Origin of the sequence: Bacillus sp. S2(2024), assembly GCF_050474045.1 — a bacterium.
In the GTDB taxonomy this organism is placed as follows: Bacteria; Bacillota; Bacilli; order Bacillales; family Bacillaceae_G; genus Bacillus_A; species Bacillus_A yunxiaonensis.
This window is the reverse complement of the sequence record NZ_JBFLUS010000003.1, coordinates 2,424,805-2,447,213: the sequence shown is the minus strand read 5'-3', so window position 1 is coordinate 2,447,213 and position 22,409 is coordinate 2,424,805. Positions and strand designations below refer to the sequence as shown.

At 36.0% G+C, this 22,409-nt stretch carries 17 protein-coding genes and 5 pseudogenes; 14 read left to right on the top strand and 8 right to left on the bottom strand.

Annotated elements, in window-relative coordinates; translation table 11 throughout:
* The first annotated feature begins 101 nt into the window (after positions 1-101).
* Complete coding sequence (locus AB1284_RS12250) at positions 102-1,118, top strand: NAD-dependent epimerase/dehydratase family protein (protein ID WP_429749065.1); 1,017 nt, start codon at positions 102-104, stop codon at positions 1,116-1,118.
* 306 nt (positions 1,119-1,424) lie between these two features.
* Here the strand turns inward: AB1284_RS12250 and AB1284_RS12245 are convergent.
* Positions 1,425-1,532, bottom strand: a pseudogene (locus AB1284_RS12245) (DDE-type integrase/transposase/recombinase); the annotation flags it as partial.
* Between the two features lie 9 nt (positions 1,533-1,541).
* Between AB1284_RS12245 and AB1284_RS12240 the strand changes: the two are divergent.
* Complete coding sequence (locus AB1284_RS12240) at positions 1,542-2,273, top strand: poly-gamma-glutamate hydrolase family protein (protein WP_429761873.1); 732 nt, start codon at positions 1,542-1,544, stop codon at positions 2,271-2,273.
* Between the two features lie 18 nt (positions 2,274-2,291).
* Positions 2,292-2,534, top strand: a pseudogene (locus tag AB1284_RS12235) (DDE-type integrase/transposase/recombinase); the annotation flags it as partial.
* A gap of 362 nt (positions 2,535-2,896) precedes the next feature.
* Here AB1284_RS12235 and AB1284_RS12230 read toward each other — a convergent pair.
* On the bottom strand, positions 2,897-4,258 hold the full coding sequence (locus tag AB1284_RS12230) for a DJ-1/PfpI family protein (RefSeq protein ID WP_429749067.1): 1,362 nt from the start codon (positions 4,256-4,258) through the stop codon (positions 2,897-2,899).
* Between the two features lie 230 nt (positions 4,259-4,488).
* Positions 4,489-4,710: pseudogene (locus tag AB1284_RS12225) on the bottom strand (transposase); the annotation flags it as partial.
* 716 nt (positions 4,711-5,426) lie between these two features.
* Between AB1284_RS12225 and AB1284_RS12220 the strand changes: the two are divergent.
* Complete coding sequence (locus tag AB1284_RS12220) at positions 5,427-6,689, top strand: ATP-binding protein (protein WP_429749068.1); 1,263 nt, start codon at positions 5,427-5,429, stop codon at positions 6,687-6,689.
* A 187-nt stretch (positions 6,690-6,876) separates the two neighbouring features.
* Positions 6,877-7,490: pseudogene (locus AB1284_RS12215) on the top strand (IS3 family transposase); the annotation flags it as partial.
* A 569-nt stretch (positions 7,491-8,059) separates the two neighbouring features.
* Here the strand turns inward: AB1284_RS12215 and AB1284_RS12210 are convergent.
* A complete protein-coding gene (locus tag AB1284_RS12210; RefSeq protein WP_429749070.1) occupies positions 8,060-9,121 on the bottom strand; it encodes a DUF3900 domain-containing protein in 1,062 nt (353 codons plus the stop codon).
* A gap of 115 nt (positions 9,122-9,236) precedes the next feature.
* Positions 9,237-9,374 (bottom strand): annotated as a pseudogene (locus AB1284_RS12205) (hypothetical protein); the annotation flags it as partial.
* A 476-nt stretch (positions 9,375-9,850) separates the two neighbouring features.
* Between AB1284_RS12205 and AB1284_RS12200 the strand changes: the two are divergent.
* On the top strand, positions 9,851-10,762 hold the full coding sequence (locus AB1284_RS12200) for a VanW family protein (protein WP_429749072.1): 912 nt from the start codon (positions 9,851-9,853) through the stop codon (positions 10,760-10,762).
* Between the two features lie 165 nt (positions 10,763-10,927).
* Here AB1284_RS12200 and AB1284_RS12195 read toward each other — a convergent pair whose 3' ends face one another.
* The 3 genes from AB1284_RS12195 to AB1284_RS12185 all read right to left on the bottom strand — a co-directional run bounded on the left by AB1284_RS12195 (position 10,928) and on the right by AB1284_RS12185 (position 14,243).
* Positions 10,928-11,254: a hypothetical protein gene (locus AB1284_RS12195; RefSeq protein WP_429749074.1), complete on the bottom strand. Its 327-nt coding sequence runs from the start codon at positions 11,252-11,254 to the stop codon at positions 10,928-10,930.
* A 53-nt stretch (positions 11,255-11,307) separates the two neighbouring features.
* Positions 11,308-11,826: a GNAT family N-acetyltransferase gene (locus AB1284_RS12190; protein ID WP_429749075.1), complete on the bottom strand. Its 519-nt coding sequence runs from the start codon at positions 11,824-11,826 to the stop codon at positions 11,308-11,310.
* A gap of 632 nt (positions 11,827-12,458) precedes the next feature.
* On the bottom strand, positions 12,459-14,243 hold the full coding sequence (locus tag AB1284_RS12185; protein ID WP_429749077.1) for a sigma 54-interacting transcriptional regulator: 1,785 nt from the start codon (positions 14,241-14,243) through the stop codon (positions 12,459-12,461).
* 269 nt (positions 14,244-14,512) lie between these two features.
* Between AB1284_RS12185 and AB1284_RS12180 the strand changes: the two genes are divergently transcribed.
* The 8 genes from AB1284_RS12180 (at position 14,513) to AB1284_RS12145 (ending at position 22,245) form a co-directional block, all read left to right on the top strand.
* On the top strand, positions 14,513-15,682 hold the full coding sequence (locus tag AB1284_RS12180) for an amidohydrolase family protein (RefSeq protein WP_429749079.1): 1,170 nt from the start codon (positions 14,513-14,515) through the stop codon (positions 15,680-15,682).
* A gap of 18 nt (positions 15,683-15,700) precedes the next feature.
* Complete coding sequence (locus tag AB1284_RS12175) at positions 15,701-17,065, top strand: APC family permease (protein WP_429749081.1); 1,365 nt, start codon at positions 15,701-15,703, stop codon at positions 17,063-17,065.
* The gene (locus AB1284_RS12170) at positions 17,052-18,257 is read left to right on the top strand and encodes a M20 metallopeptidase family protein (RefSeq protein WP_429749083.1); all 1,206 of its coding nucleotides are present in this window, start codon (positions 17,052-17,054) and stop codon (positions 18,255-18,257) included. Before AB1284_RS12175 ends, AB1284_RS12170 begins: the two co-directional genes overlap by 14 nt.
* A complete protein-coding gene (locus AB1284_RS12165; protein ID WP_429749085.1) occupies positions 18,251-19,597 on the top strand; it encodes a glutamine synthetase family protein in 1,347 nt (448 codons plus the stop codon). Before AB1284_RS12170 ends, AB1284_RS12165 begins: the two co-directional genes overlap by 7 nt.
* A 469-nt stretch (positions 19,598-20,066) precedes the next feature.
* The gene (locus tag AB1284_RS12160; RefSeq protein ID WP_429754280.1) at positions 20,067-20,561 is read left to right on the top strand and encodes an N-acetyltransferase family protein; all 495 of its coding nucleotides are present in this window, start codon (positions 20,067-20,069) and stop codon (positions 20,559-20,561) included.
* A 165-nt stretch (positions 20,562-20,726) separates the two neighbouring features.
* Positions 20,727-20,927, top strand: a complete 201-nt coding sequence (locus tag AB1284_RS12155; protein ID WP_429754281.1) for a hypothetical protein — start codon at positions 20,727-20,729, stop codon at positions 20,925-20,927.
* Between the two features lie 456 nt (positions 20,928-21,383).
* Entirely contained in the window at positions 21,384-21,956 is a 573-nt protein-coding gene (locus tag AB1284_RS12150) for a MarR family winged helix-turn-helix transcriptional regulator (RefSeq protein ID WP_429749087.1), read from the top strand.
* Positions 21,949-22,245, top strand: coding sequence for a hypothetical protein (locus tag AB1284_RS12145; RefSeq protein ID WP_429749089.1), 297 nt, complete (start codon positions 21,949-21,951; stop codon positions 22,243-22,245). The genes AB1284_RS12150 and AB1284_RS12145 overlap by 8 nt, the downstream gene beginning before the upstream one ends.
* Positions 22,246-22,409: the final 164 nt, after the last annotated feature.

Below are 22,409 nucleotides of genomic sequence, written 5' to 3'. Positions count from 1 at the left end.
GTATTTGGTGTTTTTTTATTGCAATTTACATATGTCAATTACAACAGGCTATTATCGCATTATGATAACTGGTGTAATCACTGATTTAGGAGGATTTATTTATGAAGAAAATTTCCTTGGTAACAGGTGCAAATGGTCATTTGGGTAACAACTTGGTAAGGGAATTAATAAAAAGAGGAGAAACTGTTAGAGCAAGTGTACGAGATTTAAATGACAAAGAACCATTTATAGGCCTTGATTGTGAGATCGTCTACGCCGATTTGAGGGATAAAGACTCACTTCATAAAGCACTTGATGGAGTGAATACCTTATATCAAGTAGCTGCTGTATTTAAACATTGGGCACAAGATCCTGAAAAAGAGATAATTATTCCTAATGTTGAGGCAACTCAAAATATAATGGAGGCTGCTAAAGAAGCAAATGTAAGAAAAATAGTATATGTAAGCTCCGTAGCAGCATTGTCATTGGACAAGACAAACTTAAAGGGTAAAATTGATGAAACTACATGGCTTGAAAACAGTCATGGAAATGCATACTTTGATTCAAAAGCACGAGCTGAAAGAACAGCTTGGGAGCTGGCAGAAAAATATGATTTGGATATGGTTAGCGTTCTTCCTGGTGCAATGATTGGTGGAGAGTTTTTAAAGAAAACTCCAACCATACTGGGCTTCGATAGTATTCTTTTAGGAAAGATGAAAGTTAACTATATAAGTGAAATGACGCCAATAGATGTAACTGATGTTGTGAAAGGTATGATTGCTGCAGCGGAAAAAGGTGTAAGGGGTACAAGATATATCTTGGCGAATGAAGAGCCTGTAACTTCAGATGATATCATTAAAATTGCAAAAAAATTTATTCCTAATCTTGAGATACCACAAAAATATACTAAAGAACAGTTGTTAAATTTAGCTGATAAATTTGAATTTGAAGCAAAGGAAAAGAATACTCAGCCATCACTACTTAGAAGTCAAGTAGAATTATATTATGGTGGAATAAATAGACACTATGACCTTACTACATCAAGACAGGATTTGAATTTTAAGCCTAAGTTGGGTGAAGTGGCATTAGAAGAGTATTTTAAACGGGTTTTTGCTAGCCTAAGAAAAAAATCCTTATAAGGGTGTTTTTCCGGGTCTGGTGTAACTTTTGAAATTATTAAGCAACTGTTAATGAACATATAGCAAATTGAAAAGGGAATGTGGAGGTAATCTACGTTCTCTTTTTTCGTTTTTGAGGTGTTTACTTTTCTTAAGTTGATAGGCATGTATGGCGATACCTAATATCATATGATTGAAGTTATGTTACAATAATATATGGATAAATATGGTAAATTATGTGAAAATAAGTTATAATTACTTTTGTATGTATTAATCCTCATATAAAAAATAAGTGAATTTATGATTAAAAAACAAGCAATTGCACAACAGATAAAAATCAATGGTTTGTTCTTCGAAATCTACCGCACCACAGGGATACATCCATTGCGATTTTACCTTGATATACGTTCCATTGACTCTCCAGGAGTCATTTGTTTACTTGAGATGACCACGTATTCATTTTCCGAATTCAGGATCATACAAGTGAGAGTTCAAATAAAAAGGGGAATTGAAATGAAAAAATTCATGATAGCTCTGACATCTTTGTTCACTGCTTCAGCATTCTCAGTGTCTATAGCTTCAGCCGCATCAGATGTATACGATAACTTTGAAGAATTGTCGACGCATTACCAAAAAGGTATAGATTATACCATCGAAACCCAAGATATACCAAGTTCTGATGCAATCATTCTAGCAATTCACGGTGGAGCGATCGAATCTGGAACTGACCAAATAGCAAAAAAAGTTGCTCTAGGTGATTACAGTTACTACATATTTAATGCTAAAAAATATGTAGACTCTAATTACGATGGGCGAAATGATTTGCATCTAACTTCTACCCATTATGACGACCCAATAGCTTTGAAAATGGTAGCACAAAAGAACAAAGTTGTTTCTATTCATGGTGCGGAAGGAACAGAAAAACTAGTTTACATGGGCGGACTTGATGAAGAATTAAAGACGAAGATTTCGAATAAATTATCCAGCGCAGGTTTCAGTATTGGAACTACACCTGACAATCTCGCGGGGACCAACCCGGAGAATATCGTAAATAAGGGTAAAACTTTAAAAGGTGCACAATTGGAGCTCACCACTGCTTTGCGTACCGAACTTAAGAATGATAATTCTAAGATGGAGAAATTTAGTAATGCTATTCGATCAGCAATAGCCGAGTAAAAGTGATAGTGATTTCCGTACAATTTAAGCTTTTGTAATTTCGTAGAAATGATGGAAGAGCAGGGACAATCTATCCCTCATAGGATCATTATACGATGGATACATCAGTATAGTTCTGAATTGGACAAGCGGATACGTCGTCAATTAAAGAAAGTTAATGATTCTTGGTGAGTTGATGAAACATATATCAAGGTAAAATCGCAATGGTTGTATTTCTATCGTACGATAAATTCCAAAGGTAATATAATTGATTTGGTTCTGGTGCAAAAATGTTAGTTAGAAACATAGAGTAACAACTTTCTCTTCATTTCGGGGTACTTTAAAATCTTAAGTTGATGGGTATGTGACGTGATCTCATTGCTATCAAGCTAATATTTTGAAGTATCCCTAAAATGAAAATTTCCTTTTTCTACAGTTAGTTATTTGGAGAGTCAGCTCTTTTTTCGTTTTTGGGGTGTTTACTTTTCTTAATTTGATGGGCATAGAGTACCGCCACATCGCCATCAAATTAGCAGGGGACGATACCTGGATTAAAGCATAGATATACTGTTTTATCACTCCATTCCCGTTGTTCTCCACCAATTAGAAGTGGCCGTCTGCGATGCTTCTTTCGTTTTCCTTTTTCACACGGAAACAGTCTTTCTCCTTATGAAACGTCTGTCTGCCAAATAAACGACGAACAGAGACAACAAGCCGACACTGATCGGTATGCCGAACGCTTCGTACGAAAATGGCGCTCCTTCAAGCTTAAGCTGGCTTGTGGCACGGTACTCGAGCCGCTTGGCGGCGAATTTCGCCGTCCAGATATCTTCCTGCTTCGCCAAATCTTCAAACGCAGGCTCCATCGCGAAACGCTCCGGCGCATCGCTGTTCAGGTAAAGCTGCTCAGCCTTTCCGCCGTTCTCTTTCCAGTTTCGGATATCGCCCGCAGCGCGCGTCTTAACGTCCGGCCCCACAAAAATCATTTTGTCGAGTTTCGGAGCATCCGCTATTTGATATCGGGCGATCAGATTCAGACCGTGCCGGGTAACGACCGCCTCGCGTTTGCTAGATATCGTCAATGTTGTCGTCGTGCCAGAAGCCCCGTACGTGTCAAAAGCCGAGGATAACATCAGCTCGTCGGCTCCGTCATACAGCAGGACCCCGTTCTTTTTCTTGCTCCATTGAAATGCATTGTTCAAAACATAGACGATATCACTCAATCCAGCCGTGAAAGGCTCCATTTGCGGATGTTGAACAAAATCATAGGAAGGATAATTCATTTCCTTTGCGACTTTCTCCGCTGCCGGCTCTCCCATTTGCCGGGATATGACGTACAGCGTGGCATCGATGCCCGAAGTCAGGCCGGCCGAGGAGACTATGTTGCCGTCAGGCACGTAACGCTGCCCCCTTTTCCAGGTAATCTCGGTATATTTCTTTTCCAATCTGTCGATATCTCCCCAATGCGTTGCCGCAGATTTCCCGTTCAGCAGGTCGGTATCCGCCAAATTTTCCGCGCCATTGCAGATGGACAACAAGGTCGTTTCCTTGCCGGAGTGTTTCCTTATCCAATCGCGGACAGGCTTGTATTTCGCCTTATCCAAAATCGGCATGAAAGGGATCACGATTATATCCGGACCTTTGCCCGTCAATTTGTCCAACTCGTCGAAAGTGTAATGCGGTAAGACATCAAGGCCGCCCGTCAACGATTTGATATTTTTATTGGGAGCTGCCGCAAACACATTGTACGAGTTCGTCATGGAGAACATTTCGTATGGTACGAGAAAATCGAACACCTCGGTCACTTCATTTGCCAAAATAACGGCCACTGTCGGCTTTTTCGAATCATAGGCAGGAGCTCGGATGCTTTGTAAAGAAGCAGGAACCGGCTTATCGTAAACCGACATAACCTCCTGCATCGTGCTCATGAAACCGATTGCTCCGGTTCCTCCCACAAACAGAACGAAGACGCACATATACACGATGAAACGCCATACTTTTTTCAATTGCCTTCTCTCCCTTGATTTTTTCTAGTTAAGTATTAATTATTATTTAACTTCTTAATGCAAGTATAATGAGAGAAGGTAAATTAATACAATCGTCCGAAGACTATATTTTTCTCGGGCTAAGGTCCAGGTAAAGGACTTTTTTCGCGAACAGCAGTCGAATGCTTCTTTTATAATCATATAGAACGGCTTCCACCTGTTGAATCCCAACCGGATGTCGACGAAACTATTGATAATAGACTTGGATCTGGAAGTGTATCTTCAGGGTTTAGACTCAGAAACCAGTTGTAAGCAAGATTCACCTGAGCTTTTTCAATAATCCGTTCGTCTGATAGATTGTAGAGTGTTTGGAGAAATAAGGGCCAAAAGAAAGGTTCCGGTTCTTTTGCGGGTGTTCCAAAATGTTTACAGTAGCTCTCTGCCAACAGTTCATTTAAAAAGTCAAAACTGATAGAATGCTTCATACAACATCGTACAGGGAACTGTACATAGATAATTCGCTCTGTCTTTCCACTAACACCATACCCTCTCCCTATCTTCTTGTTGGTTTCAGTTTAGACAAAAATAGGGAGTGCCCTCATCTAAAGATGGGGCTACTTTTCTAATCCCATTTTTTAAGTGGGTTTCCTTGGTAAAAGACGGCTTTATGGTTATGCCTATAGGGGTCACCATACATGCCCATCAACTTAAGAAAACAAATCCACCCCAAAACGAAAAAATGAGCTTTTTTATTACAAGTTAGGACAAAATCTCGTTCTGGGGGAGTTGTATTTTCTTAGCTTGATAGCGATGTGGTAAGATCCCGTTTACGGCAAATAAAAATTACTGATAACATCAATTGGTATTTTTAGGTACATGCCATTAGTTAAAATTTACATTTTTTAAAGATATTAATAATTTTACTATGATTTGCATTTTCAATAAGCATTCAACCCCTTTTAAGAATTTGATATTATGAAATTGAGCAATCTCGATCATCCTTTTCGTCCTCTCATATGAAGTAAGTTTAGTTACTATCATAAGATGAGATTAATAGGATTGGAAATCAGGTGACTCCTTTTTTGTGTAATCAAATCGTATAAAAATGGCTCAAAACTAACTTATCAAAAAAATCGGGATTTTGAGATATTTATAGTAAGTATTGGTCAATTGGGAAAGGGAGCTGTAAATGCAGAATAATGTTAGCCGTAGTAGGAAACTCTCGTTTAAAATATCTAGTATGTATATGTTATTTAGTATTTTCTGGATTTGTATAACTGATTGGACATTAATAAAGTTTAATACGTATGGTGTTGTTTGGATAAGTATTGGAAAAGGATGTCTTTTTGTTATTGCAACGGGATTTTTATTATATAAATTAATTCAAAGAAATATTAAAGATATTGAGGATCGGGAGCAGCAGTTAAATAGCCTTATTAAAAATAATATGGATGCAATAATACGTTTGGATTTAAATGGAAATTTTATATCTGTTAATGATGTAACCGAGAAAATAACGGGATATGGTGAAGAAGAGCTAACAAAAATGTCTTTTAAAGATCTTATAAACAAAGAAGATTTGTATAAAGTTCAAGAGCACTTTTTAGAAATAGGAAAAGGTAAGTCTTCAATGATAGAGTGTAGGTGTATGATCAAAAGCGGACATTGTATACTAGTAAGTATGAAGAGTGTACCTATCTTAATAGAGGATAAAATGGTAGGCATTTTTGTAATTATTAGAGATATTACAGAATTAAAAGATAAAGAGGAACTTATAAGGAAATCTGAAAAGCTTTCGATTGTAGGTGAATTAGCTGCAGCTGTAGCACATGAAATTCGAAACCCCTTAACATCTATAAAAGGCTTTCTCCAATTACTTCAATATAAGGATTCAGAAGATAAAGAGAAACATTATTATAACATTATGTTATCAGAAATCGAGCGTATCAATTTCATTGTTAGTGAATTTTTAGTACTTTCCAAGCCTCAAGTTACTACCTATCAGAATGAAAATATCACATCTTTATTATTAGATGTAATAACTTTGCTTGAGACAATCGCCAATGTTAAAAATATAGAGGTCATGAAAGAGTTTGAACCGAACATTATTTTGGTCAAATGTGAAAGAAATCAAATAAAGCAAGTTTTTATAAATATTTTTAAAAATGCAATAGAAGCTGTTCCGAATAATGGTAAAGTCTATATTAAGGTTATACAATTAAAAAAAGATAGCGTACGTATTCGTTTTATTGATAATGGGCCTGGCATCCCAAATAACTTAATATCTAAGTTGGGTGAACCCTTTTATACAACAAAGGAAAATGGGACCGGTTTGGGTTTAATGGTTAGTTATAAGATTATCAAAGATCATCGAGGAAGTATAAATATAAAAAGTGAAATGAATAAGGGAACAACAGTTGATATTATACTTCCAGTTTCCATAGGTGAATGAATTTTCTCAGATTAGTTCTAGAATACGCTGAGAGATGTAGAAAAAATTGATTCTAGAGTCAAAAAATATAAAATAGCTATCAATTAGATTAAAGTGAACCTTATTAGTGGGACATGAAAAAACACTGAAGTGACCCAATGAAATAAGACAAGGAAAAAACACTTCCGTATATTCGTATTTAATTTAAATGCGAATATACGGAGGTGTTTCTTTTGTGGGAACGAGAAAATCTTATTCAGAAGAAATTAAATGGAAAACAATCGAGCTGAAAAAACAAGGGTACACAAACAAAGAAATTATGGATCAATTAGGAATTAAAAATAAAGCACAAATTAAAACTTGGATGAACTGGTAGTGTAAAAACCAGACGTACCGTTTTCAACAGCCAGTAGGAAAACAATATTCTTATGGGAAGGGATTTCAAGAATTAAGTGAAATAGTACAACTACAGTTGAATAATAAATAATTGAAACCCAAATTACTTGTATAGGGAAAGTATCTGGAAATCTAAAGGCGTTGAAACCCATTCTAGTCGTTCAGCTATGGAATGAAGTGAAACATAAAATGAAAGCAAAAGAATTGTGTAAAGTGTTAGAATTACCGCGCTTGATATTTTACCGTTAGATAAGAATGGTACAGGGCTCTAAAAATAAAATTGAGGAGATAATTAAGAGAGTTTGTCTACGTCATAAGCTCTGTTATGGATATCGAAGAATTACAGCCACCCTTAGAAAAATGAGGATTTGTATCAATCATAAAAAGGTATTACGCATTATGAAACACTATCGCTTATTATCAAGGGGGTTTATTATTCTGTATTAATGATCCCGACTGGATTCGAACCAGCGACCTCCACTCTGTCAAGGTGGCGCTCAATTGGTATTTAATCCTAGGAATAAAAGAATATTGAAGGGATAGCCAAAATCTATACGAATCATTCCTTGTTTGCCTTTAAATTTTCTGCTGCCAGAAAAAATTTCTCGTTGCGTGTAGTTAGTTTATCAATCGTAGCTAAATATTGGGCTAAGGATAGGATGATGAGAACTATACTAAGTAGAGCCTGTAGTATGTGTGTAATACTCCAAATCAAAGTAGGATAAGAGGTAAACGAAAAGTTAAAGTTTGAAATTGAGATGCTATATAATACAAAAGTTTGCTTATGCTATGGTAATTGGAAGACGTACGTATGTATTTCCCTTGTAAATAAAAAAGACTACGAATAATAAATTTATCCATAGTCTTTTATTATTTTTATATTATTGCAAAATAGTATGAGTATCTGAATATCAATGATTAATTGAATGGAAACCTTATAGTACAAACAATAGGGTCGTATTATTTAATTCTTTTTGGTCACAAACGTACTCAAATCACAACTTCCTCGCAATCCGCTCTACAACTTTCTCCAACTCATCAGGTTTCAAAAACTCAACAGGGGAGAACCCTTTTTCAAACGTAAGCGAATCCGCCTCAATCATCAGTACATATTTATCATTAACTTTCGCAATATGAATCTGGTCTCCAAAATCTGCAAGTAATGCTTTCACAGAAATATGGTCTGCTTTTAGCTTTAATTCTATCTCAGGGGTATGCTCTACAATTTGTGCGGTTGCTTCCATTACTTCTTCTGTTGTGAAATGCTCCATAATTTCACGCTTTGGACTCGCTGCCCATACTTCCATTGCTTGGTCGAATTGTTCCCGTTCTTCTGTACCTTCTTCAAAGACGTCTTCAATTTGGTCGTATACCATATCCATAACTTGTGTTTTCATAATTTCTGGCATGGAACGCTCGTATTCGACGAATTTTAAGAAGTCTTCGAAGTAGCGGGCGTGTGATGCTTGGTGGATTTTTAGTTCGCCATCTTCCACGATGCCTTCTTCTGGCATGTATGGGTATTGAATCGACTTCATGTTTTTCGTTGTGATTGCCATTTCGACGTTTCGGATTAGTGTTGCTTCATCAGAGATAGAAGCGACTTTTGGCTCGAAGTCACATTTCATCACAAAGACGAACGGATCGTCGAAGTATTTGCGAAGCTTTGCTTGAGCAACGAGAAATACACCGCCCCGTACAGCGCTTGTATCAATATATGTATAAACGAGCGGTTCGTTTACATCCTTGAATGTTTCTTTCGTTTCTGCAAAGCGGATGCGGTTAAATAGGTTGTAGTTCGGATTTGAATCTAGTTCATGTCCAACTTCAACGATAAAGCGGCCGATTTTTGTTGGTACTTGTTCGCTTTTGGGATGACGGTCTACTTTTCGTTTTGAGATTTTTAATAATTCACCGTCTAGAAAGTCTTTTAGCGGACTGTCTTCGTATTCTTCTGTATCTAACGTTTGAAAATGCTTATAGCGTTTATCTGCCTGTTCACCTTGTCCGTCTACTTGTACGACGTAAAAGGAGAGAAAATTGATTTCAAAATCCATGATTATCACCTTGTTTCGTTTCGTTAACTCTTTTCAGTATAGAGATGGAGAAAACATTCGTCAATTTAAGAAGGAGAGGGGAGGTCCTTTCTTTCTTAGTTTTTTGTTTTACATGTTAAAATTCATTTTCGTATGCTGTAAATGGAAGGTTTAATTTGTTTTCAACAACGCGTAGACGTTGAATTAGTCTATGTAAGCGGCGTGATTGACGTTCTATAACTTGTTGAAGTTGGTTTACTTCTCTAGCGCATTTACACGGCCGCCACTACCTGGAAATAAGGTGGAGGGCTTACTGTCTGCGAATAGCGGGATAAATTAGTTGAACCCATCATACTGTATATACGGGAGAGGATGGTCGACATGGCGGAAACCCATTATGACAGGGTACCTTTTCCCTCCGTATGGCTATTATAACGTTTTTCCTTAAAATGAGTCGTTATTCATTAGAAATATACGTACTATTAATATAGTAAAATATTGATGGATAAAAATTGTCTCCAATGCGTTCATTGGTATATAATGGATAGAAAAGGTGGATAAAATTTTTAACAAAGTTAAAGATTTTTTTAGTAAATATATGTAGACATTTAAGAAAGAAAAGAGTAATTTAAAGTATGACAGAAATGTAATGATAATGTAATAAAAGTAATATTGTGAAATAATGTGATCATACATAGACTTGTTTGAATTGGAAATAGAAAAAGATAGAGAATAAAAGGAGAGAGTAGATTGTTACATAAGGTTCGAGGTTTGATGTTAGGAGCACTATGTATAAGTGTAGTTAGTGGGTGTAGTCCGAAGGCTAGCGAGGTTACATTAGTGAGTGGTGCAAGTGGGAATGTTGCACAAGCTAAAGAAGAAGTAAATAAAAGTATAAGTTTAGTAGATGGAAGAAGTGGAAAAGAAGTAAAAAAAATCGATTTAGCAAGTTTAGGCTATTTTGAAGATGAGAAGAAATTTAAAAAGGAAGTTACTAAGGTTGTTAGCGAAATTGGAAAGAGTATTGATACAAAGATGGTTCCTTCTCGTATGACAAGTGATGGTAAATGGATAGAGGGAAAACCCTCTTATGAATTAATGGAAAAAGAATTAATCGATCAATTGACGAATGTAGGGTTGTGGGATTCTTCTTATCAGCTGCCGATTGTAGAGAAAAAGCCTGTAGCAACACCAGAAGATGGAAGTGGCAACGGAGCAGTTTTAGGGAGATATGAAACGAATTTAGGAGGTTCTACGGGAGGTAGAATAGAAAATATTCGTTTGTCTGCAAGCACTGTCAATGGAGTTGTATTAGGAAAGGGAGATAGATTTTCCTTTAATGCTTTAGTAGGTGATACAACACCTGATAAAGGGTACCAATTAGGAAAAGAGATTGTAGATGGTAAATTAGTAGATGGATATGGCGGTGGTGTATGTCAAACTTCTTCTACGCTGTTTAATGCTGCAGATCAAGCAGGATTAACAATGGTAGAGAGATCAACACATTCCAAACAAGTAGGCTATGTACCTAAAGGCAGAGATGCAACGATTGCGTATCCTTATTTAGATTTAGTATTTGAAAATCAAAATGATACCCCAGTTAAGCTTGTGATGTATATAGAAGGTCAAAAATTGATCGCAGAGATACGTGCTGTAAGATAAAGTGAAACTTCCCTCAGTGGGGGGCATCCTTCACTAACTAATGGAAAGTTCTCACCAATCGGGCGCATGCCAGCAGTTATCCGACACCTATCTTCTTCGGATTCCTCACAATCTTGAGGTGGGGAGGGGCTTATTGCCCGCGAATAGCGGGATAAATGTAGTACTTCATTCCTTTAAAAGGTGTGAGTCGAAGGGATTGGAATAAAGAAAAATAGCGGATTGTAATGAATAACCAAAAAAGGTGCTTCTTATGTAAGCACCTTTTTTGGTTATGTAATTTATTGATGTTTTGTATAGTGTAATAGGTTCTTTAGAAATGAGAATATCAACAAAACGTTTATGGTTCACACTCGCAGAATCACATAGGTGGCCTAATATTTCCTTTTTAGACCATTTAGATGGATTAGGTTTATCATCCACATGAGAAAGAGAGTCAAACTTAGTAGGTACACTACAAACAATACTCTCTAATTCAGACGCTAATGTAGGCATGGGAGTTCCTCCTGTTTAAAGATTTTCATATGAATATATCGTTACTTCATATGTTATAGTTCAATCCAATATCTTTTTATAACATTCCCATCTTCTTCGATATAGTTTGAATCAGGTATGCCGCCATTTTTAATAATGGTTTTTTCAGAACCGACATTACTCTCATCACAGACAACAAGAGCTTTTTGAATGCCTAATCCTTTCGTTTTTTCTAATGCTAAAGCTAACAGAGTAGTAGCGTATCCTTTTTGTCTTTCAGAAGGGCGAATACCATAACCAATATGTCCGCCACAATTCAATAATTTTTCTGTTAATTGGTGGCGGATATTCACAGCACCAACAATTTTTTTATTTTCTGTAACCAACCAATAAGTGGAATCGGGTACCCAGCCCTCGGGGATATTTTCACCTTTCTCTGAATCTAGTAGAAACTGAATCATTCCATGAAAGTCTGAAGGGTCTTTACTAATGACCCATGGTACCATATCCTCGCCGCTATCTTTCCATTCTTGATAGAAATCTAAGTATTCGTTTTGTAATGTAAGTGTAGGTTTTACTAATGTAACATTCATTTTCATACCCCTTTTATAAAGAATATTTACAATATTAACATAAATATATTACTATTTATATTATGAATTTTTAAGGATGCCAGTTTCCTTTTTGTTTTTTTTTACATATTTAGATAATTATTTTTTACTGCAATGAATAGTGAGAGAATTATAGAGTATATCAAAAACGGAGAATCGAAAGAGGTATATGATCAATTTTGCAGTATATCATTACTAGGTTGGTCTATATTGCACATATGTTGAATCCAGAATTCATTATTATTGGAGGCAGAATGACTGAATTAGGTGAGACGTTTTTAAACAAATTCAAGAGCGATACCACCAAGCAGTGATGAGCATATTCTAAGGAAAAACTTACGGAGTTACATAACGATACTGGGGTGTATGGAGCTTGTTAATTGACATTGGAGCGATGGAAGAAAAAATAAATGTGAAATCAAAGTAATAATTGAAAAAGGTTTTCATAGAAAACAGAATACTCCTTTCACAAAAACAGCCGTCTTCATTAAAAAATGATGATGGCTGTTTTTGTTTGTTAAATTTTATCCCTCACTAATGGGGAGTAAGACCGTGATTGGTTTAACTGACCATCAGTGGGGGATCAAGAAAACCTTATTGATGGAAGTTTCACTTTATCGAAATGATCCTTTGAGATAGGTAATTTTGTATTTTTTGATTTTGTAATTTAAATTTTGTCTTGGAATTCCTAATTGTTCACTTGCTTTGGTAATATTTCCTTGAGATTCATGTATTGCCTGTTCAATCATGATCCGTTCAAGATGCTCAATTTGTTCGGGCAGGCTTTTGAAAAGAATTGAATGCTCTTGAACGGATGGTTGATTGACTTGTTGAATCATTTTGTTTTTAAAAGTAGGAGAAAGATGTTCAAATGAAATGGCGTTTTCATCGTAAATCAAGTTTAAAGCTCCCTCCAGCGAATGCTCCAATTGTCTAACATTACCTGGCCATTGATAGTTCATGAAAAATTGATAAACATCTTCATCGACCTCTGTGACGTTAACGCCTAAGGAAGTAGAATGTTTGTTGATGAAATACTCTATTAAAGTAGGTATATCTTCTTTTCTATTTCGTAAGGGAGGAATTACAATATTTACTACCGCTAACCGATAATAAAGATCTTCTCGCAGCTTCCCATTGGCTATAGCCTCAAGAGGATCTTCATTAATTGTAGTAATAACTCGTACATCGATATCTAAAACCTTAGATGAACCTAAGCGTTGAAGTTTTCTTTCTTGTAAAACACGAAGTAACTTTGCTTGAAGGTTCGTTCCCATAGAATTAATTTCATCAAGCAATAAAGTTCCTCCGTGAGCTTCTTCAAATAGTCCTGCTCTATCTGTTGCTCCGGTAAAGCTCCCTACACTTGTTCCAAATAACAATCCTTCAAGCAATGACTCAGGTAATGCTGCGCAATTTTGGGCTATAAAGGGCTTGTTTTTCCGGGGGCTTTCATTATGAATGCTTTGAGCAAATAATTCTTTTCCCGTACCAGTTTCACCGAAGATCAAGACGTTTGAATTAGACCGTGCAGCTCTTCTTGCTTGTTCAACCGTCTGTCTCAATTGTTTGCTAGAAAATATAATGTTATCAAATTGGAATCTTGTATTGTTTTTTCGAGCTAACATAGAATCGGAAGGAGCAGAACTTCCTTTTGTTTGTTGTTGTAATTGAAAAATGGTTTCAGTTAATTGTTTTTGCTTTGTAATATCAGTTGCAATTTCTAAAGCTCCCACTTTTTTATTCCCTAGAAATAAAGGAACGGTTTTTGAAAGAGTTGTGACCGATTTTCCATTGGTAGTAAAATGATTTTCTCGATGGCTGAGTGTCTTCCCTGTGTTCAAAGCCGTAAGAAGAGTACTGGAATTTTCCTCCATTGGCCATATATCTAATATTCTTTTATTTCGTACCGATGCAGGTTCAACCGTATCAATTTCTCCCATTTTTCGATTGTAAAATATAATTTTTCCTTGTTGATCAATTGCCGTGATTCCTTCTTCAAGTTGATCTAATATTACTTCGTATAAATGCCTTGTTTCATTCATTTGTTGAAGTTGATATTGCAATTGCTGAATCTGGGTATTGTCTTTGAGATTAAGAAGGTAGTAGACAGTTTCAGAATCGATTTGGATAACTGAAGTATTTACAATTAACTGCCGGGTACCAAGAGAAAGTGTGATGCCTGTTTTATCTTTTTTGAATTGAAAACTTTTTTTCAATTCCTCAGAAGGGAATATTTCATGGATAGAAGTTCCGATTATGTTACTTGGACTTGATGAAAATAAACGTGCGGCAGATCGGTTTAAAGAATGGATTTCCCCTTGTTCACCAGTGAGAATCATACAATCAAAACTGGAATTCCAAACCTTATGTAAGGGAAGAAAGGAAAAATCAGTCATTGCGTTCACCACCTTTATAAATATTCAATAGAATAGAGAAATTATAAATAATCCGAATATTTATAATTATACCAAAAAGTGATAATCTGATTCTTATAAATTTTTTGTTGGTGGTCATAGAAAAATATTTTTCTATGAATATTTTTCATTTGGAGAATATTTTTCATATTTTTATTTTAAAAATTCTGATAAATATTGATATAATTAGTATCTTTTATTTGGCATGAATGTTGCATAGAGAATAATTAAAAAATTAGAGGAGGTTATTTATGAATAAAGTATCTTTACAACATATTCATGCTATTGATGTACATGCGCATCCTTTTGTCGCTAATCAAGAACCTTACACAGTAGAGGAGTTCGTTAGGAAACTATCTTTATCTGTTATACCTACCCGTGCGACAAACAACTATATGCAAAATAAGAATCAACCTTTTCCGGGAATTAATATGTGGGTTCAGATTTTGATTCAACGACTTGCAAAATATTTTTCATGTGAGCCTAACCTGGTGGAAGTAGTAAATAACAGAAATAAATATGCTGGTGATTTTAGGAGATATACAAGGAATTTGTTTCAGGACGCTAAGATTACTGGAGTTGTAACTGATTTTGGATATCCAATGCCAATGTTAAATAAAGATGAGTTTGCAGATCTGTGTGGGTCAAAAATATGGGAAATTCATAGAATTGAACCTGTTATGGTTCATTTATGCAAAGAATGTGATCGTTTTGAGGAATTTAGTGAAAGGTACCGTCTAGATTTAAGACAAGCTTTACAGAAATCTGATGTTATTGGTTTAAAATCGATTATTGCGTATAGAAGTGGACTGGAAATTTCAGAGATGAATGAACAGATGGCTCGGGATCAATACGGAGAATTTCAAATGAACGACCGAGCAGAAGTGAAAGCTTTTCGTGACTATTGCCTTCATATTGCGATGGAAGAATGTACAACTGCAGATAAGGTTATGCATATCCATACTGGTATTGGAGATGGAGAAGTTGTTTTGCCGAAAGCGAGTCCGAGTTTTTTAATAAACATGCTTAGGGATAAAAAATACATCGATACGAAGGTTCACCTTGTTCATGGGGGATATCCCTGGGTAGAGGAAGCGGCTTTTATTGTAAGTATTCTCCCAAATGTTTATATGGATATTTCGCTGCAAAATCCTTTCGCAGGTCATGGAGTTGAACGAATCCTTTCTCAAGTGTTTGAATTTGCTCCTTTCGATAAGGTCATGTATGGGTCAGATGCTTTTACTGTGCCTGAAATGAATTGGTTTGGAGTGCATTTATTTAAGGAATGTTTTGAGAACGTTTTAAATAATTGGGTTGATTCTGATTATATGAATGTAGAGACAGCCCAATGGATTGGCGAAATGGTTTTGTTTAGAAATTTTGAAAGGGTTTATAAAAAGAATCTGCAATTGAATATTTGATAGAAGGAGGAGCTAGAGATGTCAATCGAACAATTCGGTTATAAACAGGAATTGAAAAGGACATTAACGTTTTGGGATCTTGTATTTTATGGGCTGATTTTTTTGGTTCCTATTGCTCCATTTGGTGTGTTTGGCTATATCTCTGACACTTCGAAGGGGATGGTGGCCTTAACTTATATCATTGGTATGATTGGAATGGTTTTTACGGCCCTGAGCTATGCTAAAATGTCCCAAGCTTTTCCGATGGCAGGTTCCGTTTACACCTATGCACAAAGAGGGATTAATGAGTATGTTGGTTTTCTTGCTGGTTGGGGAATCTTGCTAGATTACATTCTTGTACCTGCTTTAACTTATGTTGTCAGCGCAGTTTCATTAGCGGGAATGGTTCCAGAAGTGCCGGTTTGGTTTTGGTTGGTTCTCTTTATTTCCTTTAATACCTTCATTAATATTCGCGGGGTAGAATTTACCGCAAAAGCAAATAAAATTATTTTGGTTTTACAATTTATGGTTTTAACTATTTTTCTAATATTCGGGCTGGTTGCTTTATATAAAGGAGTAGGCGGTACTAGTCTAACAATCAAGCCTATATATGATTCCAGCAAGTTTAATCTACACATGGTTATGGGGGCAGTTTCAATAGCAGTGCTATCCTTTTTAGGTTTCGATGCTATTTCCACACTTTCCGAAGAAGTAAAAGGGGGTAACAAAATTGTAGGTAGAGCTACAGTACTTACTTTGTTGATTGCAGGCGTATTGTTTATATCTCAAACATGGGTCGCAAGTGATCTTATCCGCGGATTAAAAATTGAAAATTTAGATACAGCTTTCTATCAAGCAGCTGAATTGGCTGGGGGGAGCTGGCTGAAAAATTTGACACTCATTGCGACAGTGTTTTCTTGGGGAATTGCCAGCGCACTTGCATCTCAGGCAGCCATCTCCCGACTTCTTTATTCCATGGGGCGTGACCGTAAACTACCTTCTGTATTCGCAAAAGTTCATCCGAAATTTCAAACACCATATATTAGTACTTTTCTAGTCGCTATTGTTTCTTTTTCTGTAGGAATGGCGTTTGAAAATAGCATTGGGATGTTAACGAATATTGTTAATTTTGGAGCGTTGATCGGTTTTCTTATATTGCATATTTCAGTAATTAATCATTATATCATTCGCCAAAAATCAAAAAAATTTATTCAACACCTTGTATTTCCTCTTTTTGGGTTAATTATCATTGGTTATGTAGTGTATGGAATGGATCGGCTTGCGATTGAAATCGGATCTGTTTGGCTTCTTATAGGGGCCGTATATATGTTTGTGCTTCAAAAAGTGAAAGCAGGGAAGATAGAAATTAAAAAAGGGGGTTCTGAACACATTGAAAACCATTGAAAAACAAGACATAGAATTGAGTGAGGAAATAACGGAACAATTGACTTGTATTCGAAGACATATCCACCAGTATCCGGAACTTTCCTTTCAGGAATACGCTACGTGCGAGTATATCATTTCATGCTTGCAAGAATGGAAGATTCCGTACAAAAAAGTTGGAGAAACAGGGATTGTCGTTGATATTATCGGAGAAATGGGAGAGGGATTGCACATTGGGGTACGAGCAGATATTGATGCGTTGCCGATTGAAGAAAAAACGGGCCTTTCCTTTTCTTCTCAAAATTATGGAGTCATGCATGCTTGCGGGCATGATGGTCACACCGCTATTTTATTAGGAACAGTCTATCAGTTATTTCAATTCAAACATAGATTTAGTGGACGAGTACGTTGTATTTTTCAACCTGGTGAAGAAGCAGATGGCGCAGCAGAAGAAATGATACAAAAAGGAGTATTGGAAAATCCTGCGATCGATGAAATGATTGCTCTTCATTTATGGCCCCATTTACCATTTGGAACGGTCGGTATCAAGGACGGTGCTATTACAGCTTCCTGTGATAATTTCGTGATTGAAATAGTGGGAAAAGGAGGGCATAGCGCACGTCCGCACCAAGGTATTGACGCTATTGCCATTAGCGCTAATGTTCTTCAGGCTCTTTCTCTTCTTGTTACGAAAAGCCATAATCCTATCGAGCCTGTAGTGATTCATGTCGGGAAAATTCAAGGCGGGACGGCAAGTAATGTAGTTGCGGATCAGGTAGTCCTAGAAGGAACAACAAGAACCATAACTATGGAAACGAGACAGAAGATAAAATCACAAATTATTCAACTGGTTAAAGGTATAGTGAATTCATATGGAGCCAAAGCCAATGTTACATATACATATAGCCATCCGCCGGTGATAAATGACGAAGTATTAACTCATAGCATCGAAGAAGGAATAAAGGAATTATTAGGTGCGAATTCAGTTTATGTATTGAAAGATCCCTCAATGGGTGCAGATGACTTTGGTGCATTTGCTGTAAAGGTTCCGAGTACCTATTTCCGATTAGGTATTAGACAAACAGATCAGCCCTGTTATGATTTACATCATCCTGAGTTTCAATTTGATGATCAGATTATTTCGGTGGGCGTTAAGATCTTTACTTATAGTGTACTAAGAAGATTACTAAAAGGGGGGCAATCAACATGTTAACAAAAGAAAATGTTTTAAAAATCGTCGAACAAGAAAATATTGAATTTATTCGAGTGGAATTTTTAGACTATGCTGGCATGACGAGAGGAAGAACAATCCGTGCTTCTCAGCTTAACAGCGCAATGGAAAAAGGAATTAACTTTAGTACAGCAATTATGAGTTTCGATTGTTTTGATGAATATATTCCCAACCCTACGTATGGAGCAAACGATGGAGATTTCTTTGCGGTACCTGATCCAAGTACTTTCGCTATCCTTCCTTATCGGAAAAATACAGCAAGAATGCTTTGTGATTTAGTTGATGAAAACGGAGAACCATGGGAGGGATGTCCGAGAAGCGCATTGAAACGTCTGCTTTCGGAAGCAGAAACACTCTTAGGCGGAAACATGTACATGGCATTTGAACAGGAAGCCTATTTACTGAAAGAAGTAGATGGAAAACTAGAGCCAGCAGATAAAAGCCATTGTTTTTCTACAGATGGTATAGACATTCAAGAAGATTTTGTTCAAGATTTTGTTTATTCCTTGGAAAAGATGGGTGTTCAAACAGAACAAGTTTCCAGCGAGTATGGTCCTGGGCAATTAGAGATAAATTTGAAATACGCTCCTGCTTTGAAAGCGGCGGATGATCAAGTAACATTTATGCATTTATTTAAACAGATTGCTAGGGATAAGGGGATGATAGGCACATTAATGCCTAAACCGTTCCAACACTTACCGGGAAATGGACTGCATGTTCATATTAGTATATTTGATAAAATTGGTGAGAACATCTTCCAAGATACCACAGATTCAAGAGGGTTAGATATGTCTGAAAAAGCCTATCATTTTATAGGTGGACTTTTAAAACATGGAGCATCTCTAATTGCAATCGGCGCCCCTAGCATTAATTCGTATAAACGGATGCAGTCCGGATCTTGGGCACCAGCCCACATCTGTTACGGAGCCAGAAATCGCTCAGTACTAGTAAGAATTCCTGACAAAGCAAGAGCAAGAAGATTTGAATTTCGGGGTGCTGATGGAACGTGCAATCCATATTTGCTTGCGGCTTGTTTAGTAGCTTCGGGTCTTCATGGGATTCAAAACAGAATGGATCCAGGTGAACCGATGGATGTAGATATAAGTAAATTAGATGATATTGAATTAAAAGAAAGAGGAATTTCTTGGGGTCCGAGAAACTTAAATCAAGCAGTAGACTATTTAGCAGAAGACACAATCTTGGCCGAAACTATTGGAAGGTCAATCTGGGAGGAATTTATTAAAATAAAAAGATCAGAATGGGATAAATATATTAGACAAGTAAGTGATTGGGAATTAAGACTATTCTCTTCCAGGTTCTAAATAAAAGGATGCGGTTGAGAAGGGAATCTGTAAATACTTGAATCATTATAAAAAAGTTGTTCTTATATTGATTCTCACAATCTCAAAAGTGCGGGCGTATCCTCAAAAAATAGTAAATATACTATGAGATAAGGTTTCTACCTTATCTTTTTTTATCCCGCTATTCGCGGGCAGTAAGACCCCCACCTCAGGATTGAGAGAGAAGCGAGGAAGATAAGTGGGAGCTAAACTGTCTGTAAAAGCCCGATTGGGATGAAGAAAACCCCCACTGATTAAAGTTTCACTTTATGTGTTAAAGAGTGGATTATTTACAAAAAGAGGGATAATAGGATATCTTGTCGAATGAATTTTCGTAAAATAATGAATTAATAAAAGATGGTGTAGTTGGCTGGTGGTTAAAAATATTTTTGGTTAAAACAAATGAGTTACGTTATATATGAAAAGGGGGAATGATGAATTGGTTCATCAGATGGAAATAGAAGAAGTGAAAAGAATTGACGAAGATATTGAGGGGCTTTCAGAGCTTTTGAGAGTAGTAGTAGATGACGGGGCATCAATAGGCTTTTTACCGCCAATGAAACAAGATGAGGCGATAAAGTATTGGGAAACCGTGTTAAGTCCTGAAGTTATACTATTTATTGCAAGGATCAACAATGAAGTAGCAGGCAGCGTACAATTGCATTTAAGTACGAAGCAAAATGGGAGTCACCGAGCTGAAATTGGAAAGTTAATGACACATCCTACATTCAGACGCAATGGAATTGGACGTGCCCTTATGCAAAAAGTAGAAGAAAGGGCAAATCAAGAAAATAGATCTTTGTTAGTATTAGATACAAGAGAAGGAGATCCTTCCAATAAACTATATGTATCATTAGGATTTGTTGAAGCGGGGAAGATTCCATGCTATGCCGAATCGGCAAACGGAGAATTACATACAACGGTTTTTTATTATAAATGTATTTAGTAACTTTTAAAGCAGACTATTAAGCTAATTGATGTACTAGTTGAAGTAGGAACGCAAACCGTTCAAACCTTTTTATAAAACAACTATCCAATTTAACATGGAAAGAGCTTGTTGTTGATTTGGAAAAAATTTGATGATTTATTTACACAGAAAGGAACATTGGGTATGAAAAAGTCAAGAGGCGCTAAAGATTTAATAGATAGTTTAATACCAATGGGAATGATTTTTGGTTGTGCTATCGGTGTAATTTTTGGCATGTTTTTCAAACCAAACTTTCTAGTATTTACAGTTAGTTTAGGAACTGGAATAGGCTATTTATTTGGAGTTATTGCTTCTGGAATTTATAGTAAGAAAGGGAAATCATAGTTTGAGAATATGAATACCGGTGTAATTATTGCGGGGATAAGGTCTGTTATCATTATTGGTAGAAAAATTTCTGAGCTGGAAAAAGGGAAGTAAGGGGCTTAAAAAACAATTGTTTACGGTATAAAAATAGTGCTATTACTAAGAGGGATTTTTTACTTTCCCTTAGGATAGCACTACACTACATTCGTTAAACTTTTGGTGCAATCTTTAACAAAACTTTTTAAATGTAGTGTAGTGCTTTGAGAAAAAAGAAAAATCTTTAAACAAAAGAAATTCCTACTTTTGAAAATAGTGGGGATTTTTTGCATTTATACAGACTTAGGGAAATGAATAAAAAATCATTGTTAATTCTAGGAAAGCTAGTACAAGTAGAAATGGTCACCATGTTGACATGTTTTGTGAGATATAGTATTTTATATTTGTAAACATGGTGACTAATATGAGGGGGAGCTAAATATGAATATTAACTTTTTAATGAAAGAACTACATTTTATGCAGCAAAGTTACGCGACTTTGTTTTCGGTTGTCAATAAGGTTCAAACGCGGGGGGACGAATATATGGAGATATTAACTGCCCGACAACATATGGCTCTGATTGCTATTGCACATTTGCCAATTGAAAGAACTACACTTATTAATATCGCTAAAAAGCTAGGTACAACAAAACAGACCACTAACAAGTTGATTACAAGCCTTGTGAAAAAAGGTTATGTTAAAACTGTGCCGAGTAAAATAGATAAACGCTCTATCAATATTGAGATTACTCCCGAAGGAAAAAAAGCTTTAATTGTTTGTTCGGAAAAGTCCACCTATTTTTTAGCGGATATGTTTCACGATTTCACGACTGACGAAATTGAAACATTTTGGAGATTATTACAAAAGCTCTATCGATTCGACGGCGAAGAACAAGACGGTTTTGAAGAAAATGCAAATTTCAAAGTTGATGAGCAGAAACAGTTGAACTCCTATCAAGAAAAAATCTTGGCTGAGTTTTCAAAACGCCGATATGGGGGTGCGGATTGTGAATGAATCTTATATTAGTAATACGCTTCATCAGAAAGCAAAAGATATTAAGAATAAGGTTAAAGAAAAGATCTATTATGTTAAGAATACAGTCCAGCAATCTATTTCTCAGGCCAACTATAAATTTCACCGCAATAAGAAACGAAACTGGATTGGCAATTGTGTATCAATTTCCATTGCGCTACTTATCATAGCTGTTTCTTGGCTAACCGCAACAAATTGGCTATTTTGGATAGGTGTAGTAAGCATTTTAAGTAATGCCTTATTGCTCATTATTAGCCTTATCAAAAAATAATCTAAGAAAGCAATACATATTATAAATACTATTATTTCAACTTATCATGAATAATAGATTTTGAAATATTTCCTGTATTATATAAAAATATTGAGAAAATCTTACTTTCATTAGGTTTATAGAAATTAGAAAGGTAAAATATTATCTCCTATAGAATTATTCGT